At 72.9% G+C, this 16,429-nt stretch carries 11 protein-coding genes; 1 reads left to right on the forward strand and 10 read right to left on the reverse strand.

Annotated elements, in window-relative coordinates; all coding sequences use genetic code 11:
• Positions 1 to 22 precede the first annotated feature (22 nt).
• The 3 genes from D5H75_RS21410 to D5H75_RS21420 all read right to left on the reverse strand — a co-directional run bounded on the left by D5H75_RS21410 (position 23) and on the right by D5H75_RS21420 (position 5,129).
• Positions 23 to 3,208, reverse strand: coding sequence for an ATP-binding protein (locus tag D5H75_RS21410; RefSeq protein ID WP_242454408.1), 3,186 nt, complete (start codon positions 3,206 to 3,208; stop codon positions 23 to 25).
• Between the two features lie 362 nt (positions 3,209 to 3,570).
• The gene (locus tag D5H75_RS21415) at positions 3,571 to 4,371 is read right to left on the reverse strand and encodes a response regulator (protein ID WP_147425236.1); all 801 of its coding nucleotides are present in this window, start codon (positions 4,369 to 4,371) and stop codon (positions 3,571 to 3,573) included.
• 5 nt (positions 4,372 to 4,376) lie between these two features.
• On the reverse strand, positions 4,377 to 5,129 hold the full coding sequence (locus tag D5H75_RS21420) for a sensor histidine kinase (RefSeq protein ID WP_119928285.1): 753 nt from the start codon (positions 5,127 to 5,129) through the stop codon (positions 4,377 to 4,379).
• 681 nt (positions 5,130 to 5,810) lie between these two features.
• On the opposite strand from D5H75_RS21420, the gene D5H75_RS21425 reads away from it, so the two are divergent.
• Positions 5,811 to 7,388: an MBL fold metallo-hydrolase gene (locus D5H75_RS21425; RefSeq protein WP_119928286.1), complete on the forward strand. Its 1,578-nt coding sequence runs from the start codon at positions 5,811 to 5,813 to the stop codon at positions 7,386 to 7,388.
• A 247-nt stretch (positions 7,389 to 7,635) separates the two neighbouring features.
• Here the strand turns inward: D5H75_RS21425 and D5H75_RS21430 are convergent, their stop codons facing one another.
• Genes D5H75_RS21430 through D5H75_RS21460 form a run of 7 tightly spaced genes read right to left on the reverse strand, consistent with a single transcriptional unit; the run spans position 7,636 to position 16,370 of the window.
• Positions 7,636 to 8,676: a sugar transferase gene (locus D5H75_RS21430; protein ID WP_119928287.1), complete on the reverse strand. Its 1,041-nt coding sequence runs from the start codon at positions 8,674 to 8,676 to the stop codon at positions 7,636 to 7,638.
• A 3-nt stretch (positions 8,677 to 8,679) separates the two neighbouring features.
• On the reverse strand, positions 8,680 to 9,798 hold the full coding sequence (locus D5H75_RS21435; RefSeq protein WP_119928288.1) for a hypothetical protein: 1,119 nt from the start codon (positions 9,796 to 9,798) through the stop codon (positions 8,680 to 8,682).
• Positions 9,795 to 11,129, reverse strand: coding sequence for an oligosaccharide flippase family protein (locus tag D5H75_RS21440; RefSeq protein ID WP_119928289.1), 1,335 nt, complete (start codon positions 11,127 to 11,129; stop codon positions 9,795 to 9,797). The genes D5H75_RS21435 and D5H75_RS21440 overlap by 4 nt, the downstream gene beginning before the upstream one ends.
• On the reverse strand, positions 11,126 to 12,451 hold the full coding sequence (locus tag D5H75_RS21445; RefSeq protein ID WP_119928290.1) for an O-antigen ligase family protein: 1,326 nt from the start codon (positions 12,449 to 12,451) through the stop codon (positions 11,126 to 11,128). Before D5H75_RS21445 ends, D5H75_RS21440 begins: the two co-directional genes overlap by 4 nt.
• Positions 12,448 to 13,734 (reverse strand): glycosyltransferase family 4 protein, encoded by a 1,287-nt coding sequence (locus D5H75_RS21450; protein ID WP_119928291.1) that lies wholly within the window; start codon positions 13,732 to 13,734, stop codon positions 12,448 to 12,450. Before D5H75_RS21450 ends, D5H75_RS21445 begins: the two co-directional genes overlap by 4 nt.
• A 30-nt stretch (positions 13,735 to 13,764) precedes the next feature.
• Positions 13,765 to 15,243 (reverse strand): polysaccharide biosynthesis protein, encoded by a 1,479-nt coding sequence (locus D5H75_RS21455; protein WP_119928292.1) that lies wholly within the window; start codon positions 15,241 to 15,243, stop codon positions 13,765 to 13,767.
• Positions 15,234 to 16,370 (reverse strand): DegT/DnrJ/EryC1/StrS family aminotransferase, encoded by a 1,137-nt coding sequence (locus tag D5H75_RS21460; protein ID WP_119928293.1) that lies wholly within the window; start codon positions 16,368 to 16,370, stop codon positions 15,234 to 15,236. Before D5H75_RS21460 ends, D5H75_RS21455 begins: the two co-directional genes overlap by 10 nt.
• Positions 16,371 to 16,429: the final 59 nt, after the last annotated feature.

Raw genomic sequence — 16,429 nt, forward strand, 5'->3', positions numbered from 1 at the left:
AATGGCGGCGCAGGGCGGGTTCTTACCCGGGCCCCGGATGGTCGCCGAAGAAGGTGAGTTCGGCGTCGGTGTCCTCGAAGGGGAGGACGAAGCGGCGGGGCCAGGACAGGACGGTCTCCAGCCAGCCCGCGGCCATGGTCTGGGCGACGTGGCGGATCCGGTCCTGCGGGTCCACGCCGATCGAGACCGTCGTGACGTCCCGCTGGAAGGACTCGTGCTCGTCGTCGCCCAGCAGCACGCCCCAGGCCAGGGCGCGGTTGCGCTCCACCTCCATGGACAGGGGGTGGTGGCGCAGCGCGCGGGCCCGGTGGCCCAGGAGCTCCTGCTGCGGCAGCGTGACCGCGGGCGAGGACGGACGCGCCGCCGGCACCGTCACCAGGGTGGGCGTGCCCGGCGACGAGGACCGCGCCGCCGGGTTCGCCCTGTCCGGCGTCGCGTCCGCACCGAAGAGGGCGTACTCCATGGGCGGGGCGGGGCTGCGCAGGTCCGGCGGGCGGTGGCCGTACGGGAAGAGCCTGTCCACCTCGTGCAGCCAGCGGACCTGCGGTATCACCCACTCCGGGCCCTGCCGCGTGCCCGTCGGGCGGCGCTCTCCCCCGGCCAGCAGCTCGGCCGCCACCGAGGACGCCTTCTCCGTCAGCAGCGACGGGTCGAACCAGGTGCGCAGGGCCCAGGAACGGCGGGCCACGGCGCGCTCGACCACGGTGGCCAGGAGGCATTCGCGGCGGCGCTCGGGCAGCTCGGTCCAGATGTCGCCCAGGGCGCGCGGCACGCCGGGCAGCGGCCGGTTCGTGCAGAACGCCAGCGTCAGCGAGTCGGCCCAGATGCGCAGCCAGGCCCACTCGGGCGCGGCGGCGAGCAGGTCGGCCTCACGCAGCTCGTAGAGCGTGCAGGCGCGGCCGGTCCGGCACTGGTTCCCGCAGGCGGCGGAGCGGCGGCCCTTGATCGGCGGGTCCATGTTGGGCTGGGCCGGCAGCAGCCGCTCACGGGCCTCCCCGAGGGGGACGCGCACGCGCAGCGGCCGGTCCATGCCGTCGGCGAAGACCGCCGCGACGCCCGGGTCCAGCGAGACGACCTGCCGCGACTGCTCCTCGTCGAGGTTCATCGCCGCGCCGACCACATGGCGGTCGTCGTGGGCCGGGAGCCGGTGCACGACCTTCAGCGCGGTGTTCTTGACCACGTCGGGCACGAGCTTGGTGGGGATCTGCTCGGCGACGATGATGCCCTCGCCGTACGCCCTGATCTCGGCGAGCATGCCCGCGAACAGCTCGACCGCGTGCGCGCTGGCCCGGTGCTCGCCCCGGTCGCGCAGCAGCCGGTGCGCCTCCTCGATCACGATCACGTGGCGCAGGCCGTCGGCGCGTTCCTTCCTGGCGCGCATGCGCAGGTGCTCCACGATGCGGATGATCAGCGTGCCCATGAGGAACGCCTTGTCCTCGTCGTTGGCGACGTCCTCGATCGCCAGCACCACGTTGCGCCGCAGCAGCTCGCCGATGTCGCCCGGGTGCCCGCCCTCGAAGAACCGCCCGGCCGAGCCCACCCGCAGCGAGCGCAGCCGTACGCCGACGAAGCCCTCGACGTTGGCCTGCACCTCGCGGCCGTACCCGATCTCGCGGATGACCTCCAGCGCCTCGGCCTGGAGCTGCTCCAGCGTGGGGATGGCCGGGCGTACGGCGGCGCCGGGTATCCCGGCCCCCGTCACGACGTCCCAGCCGTTCGACTCGTAGACCCGCTGGAGCGCCTGCGACATGATCTGCGGGAACGGCTCCTCGGCGTCGAACGCGGCCTGGAACAGCGCCCGCACCATGTCGATGTGCGCCTGGACGGGGAACCCGGGCTCGGGCGCGAGCGGGTTGACCGACAGCGGCACCGCGTCGGGGTCCGCCGGGTTGATCACCGTGATCTCGGCGTCCGGCTCGACGCGCCCGGCCATCGCGGCGTACTCCGACTTGGCCGGCTCGATCGCCAGCCACGGGATGCCCTCGATGGTGAGCTGTTCGAGCAGGTGGCGTACGGTCTGCGACTTGCCGGAGCCGGTCGCGCCGGTGACGAACGCGTGCCGGTTGAGCGTGGCCAGCGGCACCCGGAACGCGCCCACGGCCCGGTCCTGCCCGTCCACGATCGCGCCCAGGTCCACCGACGACTCGCCGGGGTCGCGGGCGTCAGCCTCGCTGGTCACGTCGAAGAACCCGGCGTCCAGCACGCGGACGCCCGGCACCTCGCGCCGCGGCAGCCCGGCCAGCGCCGCCAGGGCCCCCGCGGTCGCGGCGAACGGCGCCCCCGCCCCGTCGGCGGCGTCCTCGACCTCGGCCCGCAGCGCCTCCGCGAAGCCGTACACCTCGCGGGCGCTGCGCAGCCGGTAGGGGTGGTGGCTCAGCTCGACCGACCCGACCAGCACGGGCGCGATCTGGCGCAGCTCGTCGGGGTTGGCCGCGCCCGCGAGCACCCGGACGTTCCACAGCCCGGCCTCGCGGAACGCGTCCAGCTCCTGCATGCGGCGCTCGGCCCGCTCCACGTCGAACCGGTGCCGCTCGGACGCCTCGGCGTACTGCCGCAGCACGTTGAGCTGGGTGCGCAGGTGCGCGACCTCCTCGTCCAGCAGCTCGGTCGGCTCGGCCGCGACCACCCACGCGAACGGCCGCGACATGAGGGTGACCAGCGTGGACTCGAACAGCGTGGGCCGCCGGGCGTCCTGCGGCTCGGGCTCGCGCGACCCGCCGAGCGGCGGCGCCTGCCGTCCCGGGCACGGCGTCCACACCAGGTCGGCCAGGTCCTCCAGCCAGTCGTCCCCGATCGGGACGCCCCGGGCGCCGTTCGGGAAGAGCAGCGGCTGCGGCGCGGTCCCCGCGGCGCCGGGCGGCGGCACGGCCGTCGGGTCGGGCGCCACCGTGCGGGCGCGGCGCGGCGGGCGGGGCGGCGTGAGCGGCCCGGCGTTCGTGATCAGTTCCAGCGGGGCCCCGCAGCCGCGCGACAGCCAGCCGATCACGAACGGCTGCCCGCGCTGGGCCGCGCTGAGCACGGCGGGCAGGACCGTGACGAAGTCCCACTCGGCGGAGGAGATCCGCGAGGGGGCGGTGATCGCCTGGATGCGGTACCACGGCCCGCTCAGCGGCGGCGGAGGCGCCGACGGCTGCGCGGACGCCGACGCGGACGACGACGACGCGGACGACGACGACGCGGATGACGCGGACGACGCCGCCGATGACACCGATGACGCCGACGCTCCCGGCTCGGACGCCGCCGACGCCGCCGACCCCGGCGAAGACGAAGACGACGCCGGCGAAGACGAGGCGAACGGTGACGCGGACCTCGGCGTGGACGGCTGTGTGCTGGACACGTCCGCCTGCATATCAAGCACCCGCCCCTCGCGCCATCGCCCTTGGCGAGGCGGTTACCCGCCGTTGACGGCGTGTGACCCCGCCCTGGGAACCGTCCTTCATGACACCCCCGAAACCCCTGCCCCCGGATACCCCGTCCCACCGTACGACCACAGGTCGCACCGGCACAGGCAAACGGCGGGCCAGGCCCCGCGCGTGCGACGGGCGGGGCCGCGGATGAGGCGGGCGGGGGCTACGCGAGCCACTCCCCGGTCTGGACGCTGACCAGTCCCCCGCGGGCGACGGCGAGGACGGCCTCGCGCTGGGAGTGCACGCCGAGCTTGGTCAGCACGCTCTGCACGTGGGTGCGGGCGGTGCTGCGGCTCACGCCCAGGGTCCTGGCGAGGCTGGTGGTGTTCTCGCCGCGGACCAGCGCGGTGACGACCTCGCGCTCACGCGGGGTGAGGTAGGCGGCGAGCCGCTGGATGTCCCGGTCGGCCGGGGGCGGCTCCGGCGCGGCGGACCCGCCGGGGCGGATCACGACCTCGCCCGCGTGGACGCGGGTGATGAGGTCCACGATCTCGCCGAGCTGGAGGGTCTTGGCGGCGAACCCGCGCAGCCCGGCCTCCCGGCCCGCCTCGACCACGGACGGGTCGAGCAGGCCGGACAGCAGGACCGGGCGTACGGCGGGGGCGGCCGCCAGGATCTCCGGCAGCCGCTCCAGGGCCGTCTCGCCCGGGTAGTTGAGGTCGAGCAGGCACACGTCCACCGGGCGGGAGCGCAGGACCTCGATCGCGGCGGCGGGAGAGCCCACCACCGCGACGACCTCGCACCCCGCCTTGCCCAGCACGAGCGCCAGGGACTCGGCGAAGACCGGGTGGTCGTCGCAGACGAGCACCCGGATCGCCGGGGACTCCGCCCCGTGCCCGGTACGGCGGGCGCCAGGAGCACCCGCCGTACCGGCGGAGCCGGGCGCACCCGCCGTACCCGCCGTGCCGGGCGGGCCCGCCGTACCGTCGAGGAGACCGGGGGAACCGGGGGGATCCGCGGTCATGGCGCTCAGGCGGCCGCGGGCGGGGGCGCGGCGGGCAGGACGATGCGGACGCACGCGCCGCCCAGCTCGCTCTGCCGCATCTCCAGGCTGCCGCCGTGGGCCGAGACGAACTCGTGCACGATGCCGAGGCCGAGGGAGGCCATGCCGCGCGAGCCGAACCCGAAGCCGGGCCCGTCGTCGTCCACCTGCACGATGGTCCAGCCCCGCTCGCTGAACACGCGGACGGTGACCTGCCCCCCGGGCCCGGCGACCCGGCAGGCGTTGTCCATGACGTTGCGCAGCGCGCGCCACATCGCCAGCCGGTCCACGTGGGCCCAGGCCGGGATGGACTCGTAGGCGACGCGGGTGGAGCGCGACAATTTGATGGCGTCGACGACCTCCCCCACGAGGGTGTCCACGCCCAGGCGCTCGGTGATCGGGCCGACCTGGTCGGGCACCACGTCCTCGTCGAGGCGGCGCAGGAGCTGGTCGAGCCAGCGGGTCTCGCCGAGAAGCTGCTCGATGCGGGTGCGGCTCTCGGGCCCGACGTCGTCGGAGACGGCGACCGCCGAGGCCAGCATCATGATCGTGGCGAGCTCGTGATGGATGTCGTGACGGATCTGCCGCCGCCAGAGGTTGGCGTCGGTGGCCGGGGCGAAGCCCCGCTGGTCACCCTCCCGGGCCGGGGCGCCGTTGACCGCCGGCTCCCGGGAGTCGATGGGAGCCCCGCCGTCACCCGTGGACGGAACGGGACTGATGGTGCGGTACTCGGACGTCACCGGACGTTCCCCCGTTCGATGTCAGACGTCGGAGTGATTGACAAGCGGATGCCTTGGACCTGATCTTGTGTCCTGGAGCGTCGCTGCTCGGTGGGCATGAAGATCCCTCGCCATCCCTTCACCCTCGACCCGTAGACGACTAACTGCGTGCACCGCGCGAGACGGCCCCCCGCCCCCGACCCCACTCGGAGAGCCGCCGGCTCGGTCCTGCCACTGACTGCATTCGCACATCTATCGCCGGGCAAATTTATCGAGAGGTCCGTTCGATTTACTGGTTGATATTGAATTTTGTGATGTTCGGCTCGGTTCGGCCACCCCGCGTTCACACACTCTCACTCTCAGACTCCGTCCAGGGGCCGCAAGGGCGACTGCCAGGACCGAAACCGTGAACGCGAGATCCGCGGGGTGCCCATGTCAACCTGTTGGACGCCGGGGCCTGAGGGGCGGATGACCTACCAATGGTCACGAACCAATAACCTTCGGACGCATGCCGCTACCTTCCGCAACACACCGTAACGGACATTGTCCATTCAGCACGTGGAGTCACGAAAACCTCATTCGTCGCATTACGCAATCCTCGCAAATATGACAAATCACCCCTCGTCCGTCGTACGGGGATCGTAGGCGTGGTGCGGATTTCGGCTGATGTGACCGGGAGGGCCGGCCGGAAGACTCCTTCTCATGGCCATCGTGACTTTCCTCGGACACGCCGGTCTCTCGGTCGAGGCGGCGGACTTCACGCTGCTCTGCGACCCGTGGCTGGATCCCCGGGGCGCGTATCTGGGCTCCTGGCACCAGTACCCGCGCAACGACCACCTCGACGTCGCCGCGCTGGCCGACGCGGACTGGGTAGCCGTGTCCCACGAGCACCTCGACCACATGGACCCCTGGTTCCTCTCCCAGCTCTCGCCGCGCACCCGCGTGCTCATCCCGAAGTACCCCGCGAGCGCCTATCGCGACCGCATGATGGCCGCCGGCGTGCGCAACCTCGTGGAGATCGAGCCGTGGGAGCCGTTCGCGCTGGACAACCACGGGTCCTGGATCACCGCGATCCCCGAGGTCTCCCCGATGTGCCACGACGCCGCGTTCCTCGTCGTCGCCGACGGGCACTCCGTCCTGAACTGCAACGACGCCCGGCTCACCGCCGCGCAGGCCCGCCGCGCAAAGCACCTGGCGGGCGGGAAGCTGGACCTCATGGGCGTGCAGGCCTCCGGTGCCGCCTGGCACCCGATGACCTACACCAACTACACGCCCGAGGAGGTCGCGCGGATCGCCGCGGAGAAGAAGCTCGCCAAGTTGCGCGCCGTCTCCCGCCTCGTCCGCTCCACCGAGCCGGTCATGGCCGCGCCGTTCGCCGGCCCGCCGGTCTTCCTCGACCCGGAGCTCCAGCGGTTCAACTGGGTGCTCGACCGGGGCGACGCGGGCGCGTACTGCGACCCGGAGGAGGCCGCCGAGTGGCTCTCGGAACGGCTGCCGCGCGTGCGCTGGCACGCGTTCAAGCCGGGCGACAAGATCGACCTGGCCACCGGTGAGATCACGCCGGACCCGGTGTCGGCGAAGTTCAGCTTCACCGAGGGCCGCGACGAGTACATCCAGCGCTACGCGAACGACCGGAAGACCCAGATCGCGCGCATCCACGCCGAGAACCCCGAGCCCGGCGACGAGCTGTACCCCCTGTTCGTCTCCCACTTCGAGCGCCTCGGCACGCTCAGCGAGTACTTCAACCGCAACATCGACATGACCGTGCGGTTCGACGTCACCGGTCCGGGCGGGGGCCGGTGGGACGTGGTCTTCGCGCCCGGGGGGATCACGGTCGGCGAGGCGCGGGAGGAGAAGCCCGGCTACGTCATCACGGTGGCCGGCCGCTGGCTGATGCCGGTCCTCAAGGGCGAGATCGCCTGGGAGGACCTGATGATCTCGATGCGGCTGAGCTTCTACCGCGACCCGGACGTCTACAACGACTACCTGGTCGGCCTGCTCAAGCACGCCAACGAGGACGCCCTGCGCGCCGTCGAGGAGTACGAGACCGGGCGCGACGAGTCCGAGCGCATCGTCGTCACCGGCGATGACGGCACGTCGTACGAGATCGGGCGCTACTGCCCCCACGCCGGCGAGGACCTGTCCGTCGGCGCGGTCGTCCGCGACGGCCAGGTCTGGTGCCTGGGCCACAACTTCGCCTTCGACCTCAAGTCCGGCGAATGCGTCAACGCCCGCTGCCTCCCCCTCGCCACCCGCGCCATCACCCCCACCACCACCTGACCCCCCAGCGCATGACGGCCCCCCGGGAGCCCCGCTCCCGGGGGTCTCTTCCTGTCCGCGCCCCGCACACCGCCGCCCGCGTCCCCCGCGCCGCGCCGTGTCCCCGTCCCGCGCCGTGTCCCCGCGCCGCGCCGCGTCCGCCGGCGTTCCAGGGGCGTCCGAGCGGCGTCGCGCCCGCCCCGCGTCTCGTCTCCCGCGCGCCCGTGCCCGCCGTACGGCCCGGGCCCGGCTGGGCGGGGCGGGGAGGTCAGGCGGCTTCGTGGGCGGTGGTCTTGTTGCCGCGCCGGCGGACGGCGGCGGCGACGTCGCGGCCGAGGATCATCATGGCGGTGTCCCAGAGGACGCCCAGGGCGGCGCGGAGCGTGGCACGCTCCAGGAACTCGGCCTCGACCCGGAGGCGGGCCGGGACGATCTTGTTGATGTAGACGTGGAGGTCGACCTCGGACTCACCGGGGGCGAGCACGTCGAAGTCGCGGAACCGCACCTGGGACGCGCCGGTCAGGCCGGGCCGGTGGGCGAAGACCCAGCGCAGCTCCTCGGGGTACATCATCGCCAGCGACTCGGTCTCAGGACGCGGCCCGACCAGCGTCATGTCGCCCTTGAACACGTTCCAGAGCTGCGGCAGCTCGTCCAGGGAGGTACGCCGCAGGAAGTGCCCGATCGGGGTGATGCGCGGGTCGCGGTCGGCGGTCACCTCGGGCCCGGCCACGTCCGGCCGCATCGACCGGAACTTGTAGATCTTGAAGTGGCGGGCGCCCTGGCCCAGCCGGACCTGCGCGAAGAACCCCGGGCCCGGGCTGGTCAGCCGTACGATCGCCCACAGCACGAACAGCGGGATCGCGAGCAGCAGCAGCGCCACGCCCGAGGTCACGATGTCGAACAGGCGGCGCGGCAGGTTGGGCGAGACGCCCAGGCTGGCGCGCACCGGCCCGTGGTCGGGCGGGTCGGGCCGCTCGGCCGCCGGCGGCGGGGCGGACGGGTACACCGGCGCCACGCGCTGGTCGGTCCGCGGGAGCTCGCGCGGCTCCGGGGGGCGCTGCGCGGGCCAGGAGGCGACCGTCGAGTGGACGGGCGGCGCCCCCACGTGGTGTTCTTCCACAACCTGTGGATGGACGAGGCGCTGGTCCGCCTGCGGCCGCCGGCGCGACCGGGGCGGGATGACCTGGCCCTCCTCGTCCACGAGGACGACCATGAGCGGCATGGTCATGGCGGACGGGTCGTCGTAGTCGGCGTCGGGAACGTTCGCTCGCTGCTCGTCGGGGCGACTCACGTCATCCGTGGCGGTCATCGGCTATCCCACTCCTGCCCACATGAACACGTCGGAGAAGACGGCGCTCATCTCCTTCAGGTCCTGCTTGATCCCGACCTCCATCGCGCCGGGGTTGCACTGGACGGACATCCGCGCGCCCGCGGCCTTGCGGGCCTTGAGGCGCTCCCACAGCGCGTTCGGCTTGTTGCCGGGGTCCATGAGCCGGTGGATGGCGCCCTCGTAGTCCTGCCGCCAGGTCCACAGGTTGGCCATGCGCGCCCCGCCCTTCAGGGCGAGGTCGACGCGCAGCCGTACCAGCGACTCGGCCTGCTGAGGGGTCAGCGTGGAGGCGTCCTTGTGGGCCAGCTCGGCGTCGCGGGAGTAGAGGACGACCTTCTTGTCCCAGCCGCGCCGCTTGACCTCGCGCCAGTGCGCCTCGTGCGCCTTCTCCGGGGGCAGACCCCATTCGCGGTACTTGTCCACGAACAGGTCCGGGCTCAGGTTGACCGCGTCGGTGTAGCCCGTGAGCAGGTACTTCTCGGCGTTCTCCACCCGGATCAGGGGGTAGTCGCCGCGCATCTCGGCGCGGCACTCCTGCGGGCCGTCGTCGTCGCTGCCCGGCACGCAGCCCAGCTCGGGCACGAACATGTCGACGAGCAGGAGCTTGCCGGGCGCGGCCCGGCGGAGCGCGGCGGAGGCCTCGGACAGGAACCTCGTGATCTGCTCGGGGCTCTTGAGCGGGTCGGCCCAGCCCACCTCGTCGGTGTACTTGATGCCGACCACGCCGGGCCGCCTGGCCTGCCGCGCCAGCTCGGCGACGGCCTTGTCGAAGTCGGCCTTGCCGCGCAGCCACGGGTCGATCAGCTCGGCCTCCAGCCAGACGCGCATGCCCAGCCGGTCGGCCTCGTCGATGAACTCGTCGTGCTCGGTCTGCGCCGGGGGCGTCGTGTCCGGCCGCGGCACCCGGTCGAACTCGGGCGGCTGCTCACCCCGCGCCGGGGAGCTGGGGGCGGGCGTGCCGGGGGACGGCGGCGCGGTGGGGGTCGGCTTCGCGACCGGCGGCTTCTCGGGCTCGTCGTCCCGGGTGATCAGTACGACCACGGTCGCGACCACCGCGATCGCGGCGACGGCGGCGACGATGAGCAGGATCCGCCTGTTCACGCGGGAGCCCCTTCTCTCAGCATGGAGGCGCGGACACGGACGAACCAGCCGATGAGCATGCCGGTCGTGACGAAGTAGCCGATGGAGGTGGCGATCGCGGCGCCGACCACCCCGAACGGACCGATCAGCGAGACCTGCAGCACGGCCACGACGACCAGGCCGACCCCCAGCGAGATCGAGGTCAGCCCGGGGCGGCCGACGCCGAGGAAGTAGCCCATGAGCAGCCCGGTGACCCCGTCGCCGAGCAGGCCGACGATGAGGATCCAGGCCGGCACGATCGCGGCGTCGAACTCCGGCCCGAACACCCACGGGATGAGCAGCGCCCCGGCCGCCAGCGGCACGGCGGCCGCCACGACCGCCCCGAGGAACAGCGGCATCATCCGCTGCGTCTTCCGGGTCGCCGCGGCCCTCCCCTCGGCCGCGAAGACCGGATAGAGGACCTGCGGCCCGGTCAGCCCGATCACCCGCAGCAGCTCGGCCACCTTCGCCGCGACCTGGTAGACGCCGAGGATCGCGGTGCCGCCCAGCGCCCCCAGGATCAGCGCGTCCAGCCGGCTGTTCAGCAGGTGGAACAGCCCGCCGATCTCACTGCGCGTGCCGTACTTCACGACCTGTACGGCCAGGGCCCGGTCCGGCGGCCCCCACCCGGAGAAGTAGCCGACCTTGCGCAGCCGTACGGCGGAGCCCGCGGCGACCACGACGTCGGCGAGCACGAGCGCGACGAGCAGCCAGGCGGCGTGCTTGCCCACGGCGGCCGGGTCGCCCCAGGCCGGGGCCACGGTGAGCACGATCAGCCCGTAGATGGGCAGGAACGCGAACTCCTCGAAGAACAGCGCCCCGTTGCCGCCCTTGATGTCGCCCATGCCCTGCAGGAGGGCCCGCGTGTTGGCGACGTAGAGCTGCGTGGCCACCGGGATCGCGCAGGCCAGGGCCATGGCCAGACCGAGGCCGGGCTCGTCGCGGAACCAGACGAAGTACCACAGCGGAGTCAGGACCAGCCAGAGCACCCCGGCGAAGCCGGACCCGAGCACGGTCAGCATCGCCAGCGTGGACTTCACCCGGTCGCGCGGATGCTCCTCGCCGGCCAGGAAGTACGGGATCGCGCTCTGCTGCCCGCCGCTGGAGATCACGGTGAAGACGCCGGGCAGCATGCGGATGAGGAAGAACACGCCGACCAGCGCCGCCCCGCCGACCCGGCCGACGAGCACGCTGGCCAGGCCGAGGGAGCCGAGGGCGCCCACCCGCGCGCCCGCGTTGCCCAGCAGCAGCCCGACGAGCCGGCCGCCGCCGGGGGCGCCCGTCTCCGGCTCGGCCGCCTGCCGAGTGGTCACAGCTCCACCTCCGACTTGCGTCCCCACACGTCGGCGGCGGCGAGCAGGCCGAAGAAGGCCCACACGTGCCGGTAGTGGAGGACCTCGTAGAACAGCCCGGAGATGAGCACGGCGATCACGGCCGCGCCGAGCAGCTCGGGTCTGGGCAGGATCTGGGCGAACCCGGGTTTCAGCACGCCGGAGCGGGCGATGCGGCGCGCGTGCACGAGCAGCGTCCAGCACAGGAAGACGACCGCGACCGCGCCGAGCACCCCGCGTTCGATCAGCGCGGCGACGTAGTCGTTGTGCGCCTCCTTGGGGTACTCCGCGTTCATGTCCTTGAGCACCTGCTCGGTGCGGGCCGCGCCGTGCCCGAACGGCGTGTCGTGGTACAGCCAGAGCTCCATGTTCTGGGCGAAGATCTTGGCCCGGCTGTCCGCGCTGCCGGTGTCCCCGGCCGCGACCTGCCGGCCGATGGAGTCGCGCAGCATCGGGTGCATCTGGGACACGTCACGGATCACCGCGTCGGTGTCCACGAACCCGATCACCGTGCCCGCGACCACCGTGACCAGCGACGCGCCCGCGATGCCCGCGGCGGTCCGGCCGCTCCTGATCAGGTAGAACATGGCGCCGAGCACGCCGGCCACCACCAGCGCCAGGAGCGCGCCGTTCGAGCCGGTGAAGAAGATCGCCGCGGCGAGCCCCGCGCACGCGGCCCAGTTGATCCACCGGTTCCTCGGGATCTGGGTCGCGCGCAGGATGAAGATCGAGATCAGGAAGTAGTTGGAGGCGTAGTTCGCGTCGCCGAACGTGCCGCCGGCCCGCTCCCCCTCCAGGACGGTACGGCCGGCCAGCGCGTCGATGCCCAGGACGACACCCGCGACCAGCATGGCCCCGTAGAACAGCGAGGACCACACCCAGGCCTTGACCATGACCGAGTACAGCTTCAGGGTCCGGCCGTGGTTGACGATCACGATCGCCCACCCGAAGACCAGGATGTCCTTGAGCATGTTGACGAAGTCGGCGTCGCCCACCGCCAGCCCGGCCAGGCCCGCCGCGATCAGCGAGAGCCCGATCGGGAAGACGTACGGCATGCGCATCGGGAGCCCGCGCGCGGCCGCCCACACGATCGTCAGCAGCAGGAACCCGATCAGGGTGGCGTCGGGCAGGGCGGTGTTGGACGGGCCGGCCGGGCGCAGCAGCGGGAGCGAGCAGATCGCGGCGACGGCCGACAGTGAGAGGATGTCGCGCCGCGCCGCGTTCCTGACGCGGGCGAGCGGGGACACGCGTCCCCCCGCCGCGCGGTCCAGGCGCGCTCCGCCCAGCAGGCCGTTGGTGATCATCCGGTCCGGACCGCCGTCTGTCCGGCCTCCTCCGGGACGGGGGGAAGCGTGCGCGGCTTGGCGGGCGCGGGCCGCTGGGAGCGGCCGTGGTAGGTCTCGTCGAGGGTGCGGGCGAGGCGGGCCCCGCTGAAGCGGTCGCCGATGGACAGGCGGCCTGCCTCGGCCATCCGCCGCGCCTCCTGGGGATGACCCAGCATGAACCGCAGCGCCTCGGCGAACAGGTCGGGCCGGGCGGGCGGGGTCAGCAGCCCGGTCTGGCCGGGCACGACCACGTCGGGGACCCCGTTGACGGTCGTCGCGACGACGGGGAGCCCGGCGAGCATGGCCTCGCCCAGCACGCAGGGCACGCCCTCGTAGTTGCTGGACAGGGCGAACACGTCGAACGCGGGCAGCAGCGAGGCCACGTCGCGCCGGTAGCCGGTCCACACCAGCCGGTCCTGCACCGCCGCCTTGCGGGCCATGGCCATGGCGCTCTCCCGGTCCGGCCCGTCGCCCACCCACACGCCGTGCACGTCGGCCGGGAGCTGGGCCAGGGCCTTGACGAACGTGTCGGGGCCCTTGGCGAACGCGATGCGGCCCACCGTGCCCACGACCCGCGCGCCCGGCGGCAGCCCCAGCTCCGAGCGCGCCCGGGCGCGGGCGGCGTTGCCCGAGGCGTACTCCGCGGGCTCGGCGACCGAGTCGATCACGCGGACCCGCTCGGCGTTGGTCAGCCCGAGGCGCATCGCCTCGATCGCGATCTGCTTGCCGACCGCCAGGAACGCGTCGGTGTGGCGCGAGGCGTACCGCTCGGCCCGGATGTAGATCTGCCGCCGCCACCAGGGCATGAACTGGTGGAACGGGAAGCCGTGCCAGGTGTGCACGATGCGCGGCGTCCCCGCCCGCGCCGCCGCGACCCGCCCGAGCAGGCCGGCCTTGGGGCTGTGCGTGTGGACCACGTCGTACCGGCCCTCGGCCAGGATCGTGGTGAGGAGCCTGAGCGCGGCGGGGTCGGCCTTGCGGGAGATCTCGGTGACCAGCGCGGGCACCTGGATCACCGGCATGCCCGCCTCGAACGCGTCGCCGATCATGTCGTGCTCGGGGGCGTGCTTGACCGCCTCGGCGCCGTGCCTGACCACGTCGAGCGCGCCGGCGGCGCCGCTCTCCCCGTCCACGCTGTCCGCGCCGGCGATGAAGGTCACCTCGTACTCGTCGGGGTCGAGTCCCAGGGCGCCCTGGAGGGCGACGAGACCCGCTCCCGCCGTGAACTTGGTGATCACGTTTGCCACACGCAGCCTGGTCACTGGTCGTGCTCCTTGGGGGGATATGGAGATCTAGAAGCCGTCGGGGTAGGGGGCGCCGACGCTCGCGGAGGTCTCGGGGCGCTGGGCCGGCCGGTACTCCGGCAGGATCCGCCGCATGAGGGCCCGCGCCCGGATGTCGTCGTTGATCGCGGCGGCGTCGTACAGCTCGCCGAGCAGCTTGTCCAGGCCGGGCGGGGGCGGGGTGGCGCGGGTGGCCCAGACCTTGGGGTGCGCGGTGGGGACCCGCTCCTCGGTCTCGGAGAACAGCTTCTCGTTCAGCTTCTCGCCGGGCCGCAGCCCGGTGAACTTGATCGTCACCTCGGGGACGTTGAGCTGCTCGGTGTAGTTGTGGACCAGGTCCACGATCGCCACCGGATCGCCCATGTCCAGCACGAACGTCTCGGCGTACTCGGCCATCGCCGCCGCCTCGACGACCAGCGCGGCGGCCTCCTCGATGGTCATGAAGAAGCGGGTGACGTCGGGGTGGGTCACGGTGATCGCCTCGGACCTGGACACCTGGTCGGCCAGGACCGAAAGGAGCGAGCCGCGCGAGCCGAGCACGTTGCCGAACCGCACCGAGGCGACCCGCGTCGGCCCGTCGGCGGCGGCCTGCACGACCAGCTCGGAGAGCCGCTTGGTCGCGCCCAGCACGCTCGCCGGGTCCGCCGCCTTGTCCGTGGAGATCAGCACGAAGCGCTCCACGTCGTACTTCTGCGCGGCCTCGACCAGGTGCTGGGTGCCGAGGACGTTCGTCTTGACGCCCTCGCAGGGGTGGCGCTCCAGCAGCGGCAGGTGCTTGTGCGCCGCCGCGTGGAACACCAGCTCGGGGCGCAGCTCGGCGAAGAGCTGGTCGATCCGGTTCCGGTCCCGGATGTCGGCGATGATGATCTCGTTGGAGTCGAGCAGCCCGCTCCCGTTGAGCTGCAGGTGGAGCTGGTGCAGGTTGGACTCGTCGTGGTCGAGCAGGTAGAGCGCGCTGGGCCCGTGCCGCTTGACCTGCCGGCACAGCTCCGACCCGATCGACCCGCCCGCGCCGGTGACCAGCACCCGGCGGCCGGTGATGAGCTGGCGCGCGCGCTCGCTGGCGACGTGCACCTCCTCGCGGCCGATCAGCCGGGGCAGGCTCAGCCGCTGCAGGTCGGTGACGCGCATGTCGCGCTCGACCGCGGCCAGGAACGACGGGAGGTAGCGCACCAGCAGCCCGGCCGCCGCCGCCTGCTCGATCAGCGCGGCGATCTTGGAGGGGGTCAGGGACGGGATCGCGACGAGCGCGGCGCGGGCGCCGGTGGACCGGGCGATCTCGGCCACGTCATGGGTGCGGCCGAGGACCGGCAGGCCCGCCGCGCGGCGGATGCCCTGGTCGTCGTCCAGGAAGCCGATGGGGGTCAGCCCGTAGCTGGGGCTCGACCGCAGCGCCCTGGCGAGGGTACGGCCGGCCTCGCCCGCGCCGATGATCAGCGTGGGCAGTCCGGACTTGGCCGACTTGCGGAACCGGGGGATCAAACGCACTGTGCACTCCTTCGGCGCAAAGCGCTCGTCAGGGCCGAAACCACCTGGCCCTGGTCCTCGTCGGACAACGACGGATAGAGCGGGAGGGACAGCAGTTCCTCCCCGAGCCGGTCGGTGACCGGCAGCTCCCGCGCTCCGGGCAGGTCGCGGTAGGCGGTGAGGTGGTGGACCGGGATGAAGTGCACCGAGGTGGCGACGCCGGCCTCGGCCAGCTCCGCCATCACGGCGTCCCGGCCGGGCACCCGGATGACGTACAGGTGGTTCGCGTGCCGCTCCGGGTCCGGCCGGGCCGGCAGCCGTACCAGCTCGCCCAGCTCGGCGTCGTAGCGGGCGACGAGCTTGGCGCGCCGCTCCTGCCAGACCGGCAGCTCCTTGAGCGCGGCCCGGCCCAGCGCGGCCTGGAAGTCGGACAGGTTGGCCTTGAGCCCGATCTCCTTGACGTCGTATCGCCAGCTCCCGCCGGGCAGGTAGCGGCGCCAGGCGTCCTTGCTCATGCCGTGCAGCCGCAGCGCGCGCAGCCGGTCGGCGAAGTCCCCGTCGTACGTCGCGATCGCGCCGCCCTCGCCCATCGCCAGGTTCTTGGTGGCGTAGAAGCTGAAGCACGCCGCGAAGGACCGGGCCCCGGCCTGCTCGCCGCGCACGGTCCCGCCGGGCCCGTGCGCCACGTCCTCGACCACGCGGTTCAGCGGCAGGCCCGCCGCCTCGGCGATGGCCGCGGGGTCCACCGGGTACCCCGCCATGTGGTTGACCATCACCGCGCCCGGGCTCCCGTGCAGGCGTACGGCCCGCGCGATCGTCTCCGGGGTGACCACGAGCGTGTCCTCGTCCACGTCCACGAGCACCGGCTCGTGCCCGGCGTGGACGATCGCGGCGACCGCCCCGCAGAACGTCAGGGAGGGGGTGAACACCCGCGTGCCCGGGGGCAGGTCCAGGGCCCGCATGCACAGCTCCAGCGCCGCCGTGCAGGAGGAGACGGCGAGCACGTGCTCGGCGCCCAGGTAGGCGGCGAACTCCTTCTCGAACGCGGCGTTCTGCGGTCCCGTGGTGACCCAGCCGGACCCGAGCACCTCCAGCACGGCCGCCGCCGCGCCGTCGGCGAACGCCGGAACCGTGAACGGAACGCTCATCTGCGGACCCTGTCTCTCCCCGGCGGAGCCCCGCCGTCGTCGGTGGTGGTGCGTACGTG

The organism is Bailinhaonella thermotolerans, assembly GCF_003594875.1.
GTDB lineage: Bacteria > Actinomycetota > Actinomycetes > Streptosporangiales > Streptosporangiaceae > Bailinhaonella > Bailinhaonella thermotolerans.

Excerpts from the sequence above, each read along its gene's own strand:
- D5H75_RS21415 (WP_147425236.1), bottom strand. The coding sequence starts at position 4,371 with ATGACCGCGGATCCCCCCGGTTCCCCCGGTCTCCTCGACGGTACGGCG.
- D5H75_RS21425 (WP_119928286.1), top strand. The coding sequence starts at position 5,811 with ATGGCCATCGTGACTTTCCTCGGACACGCCGGTCTCTCGGTCGAGGCG.
- D5H75_RS21430 (WP_119928287.1), bottom strand. The coding sequence starts at position 8,676 with ATGACCGCCACGGATGACGTGAGTCGCCCCGACGAGCAGCGAGCGAAC.
- D5H75_RS21445 (WP_119928290.1), bottom strand. The coding sequence starts at position 12,451 with ATGATCACCAACGGCCTGCTGGGCGGAGCGCGCCTGGACCGCGCGGCG.
- D5H75_RS21460 (WP_119928293.1), bottom strand. The coding sequence starts at position 16,370 with ATGAGCGTTCCGTTCACGGTTCCGGCGTTCGCCGACGGCGCGGCGGCG.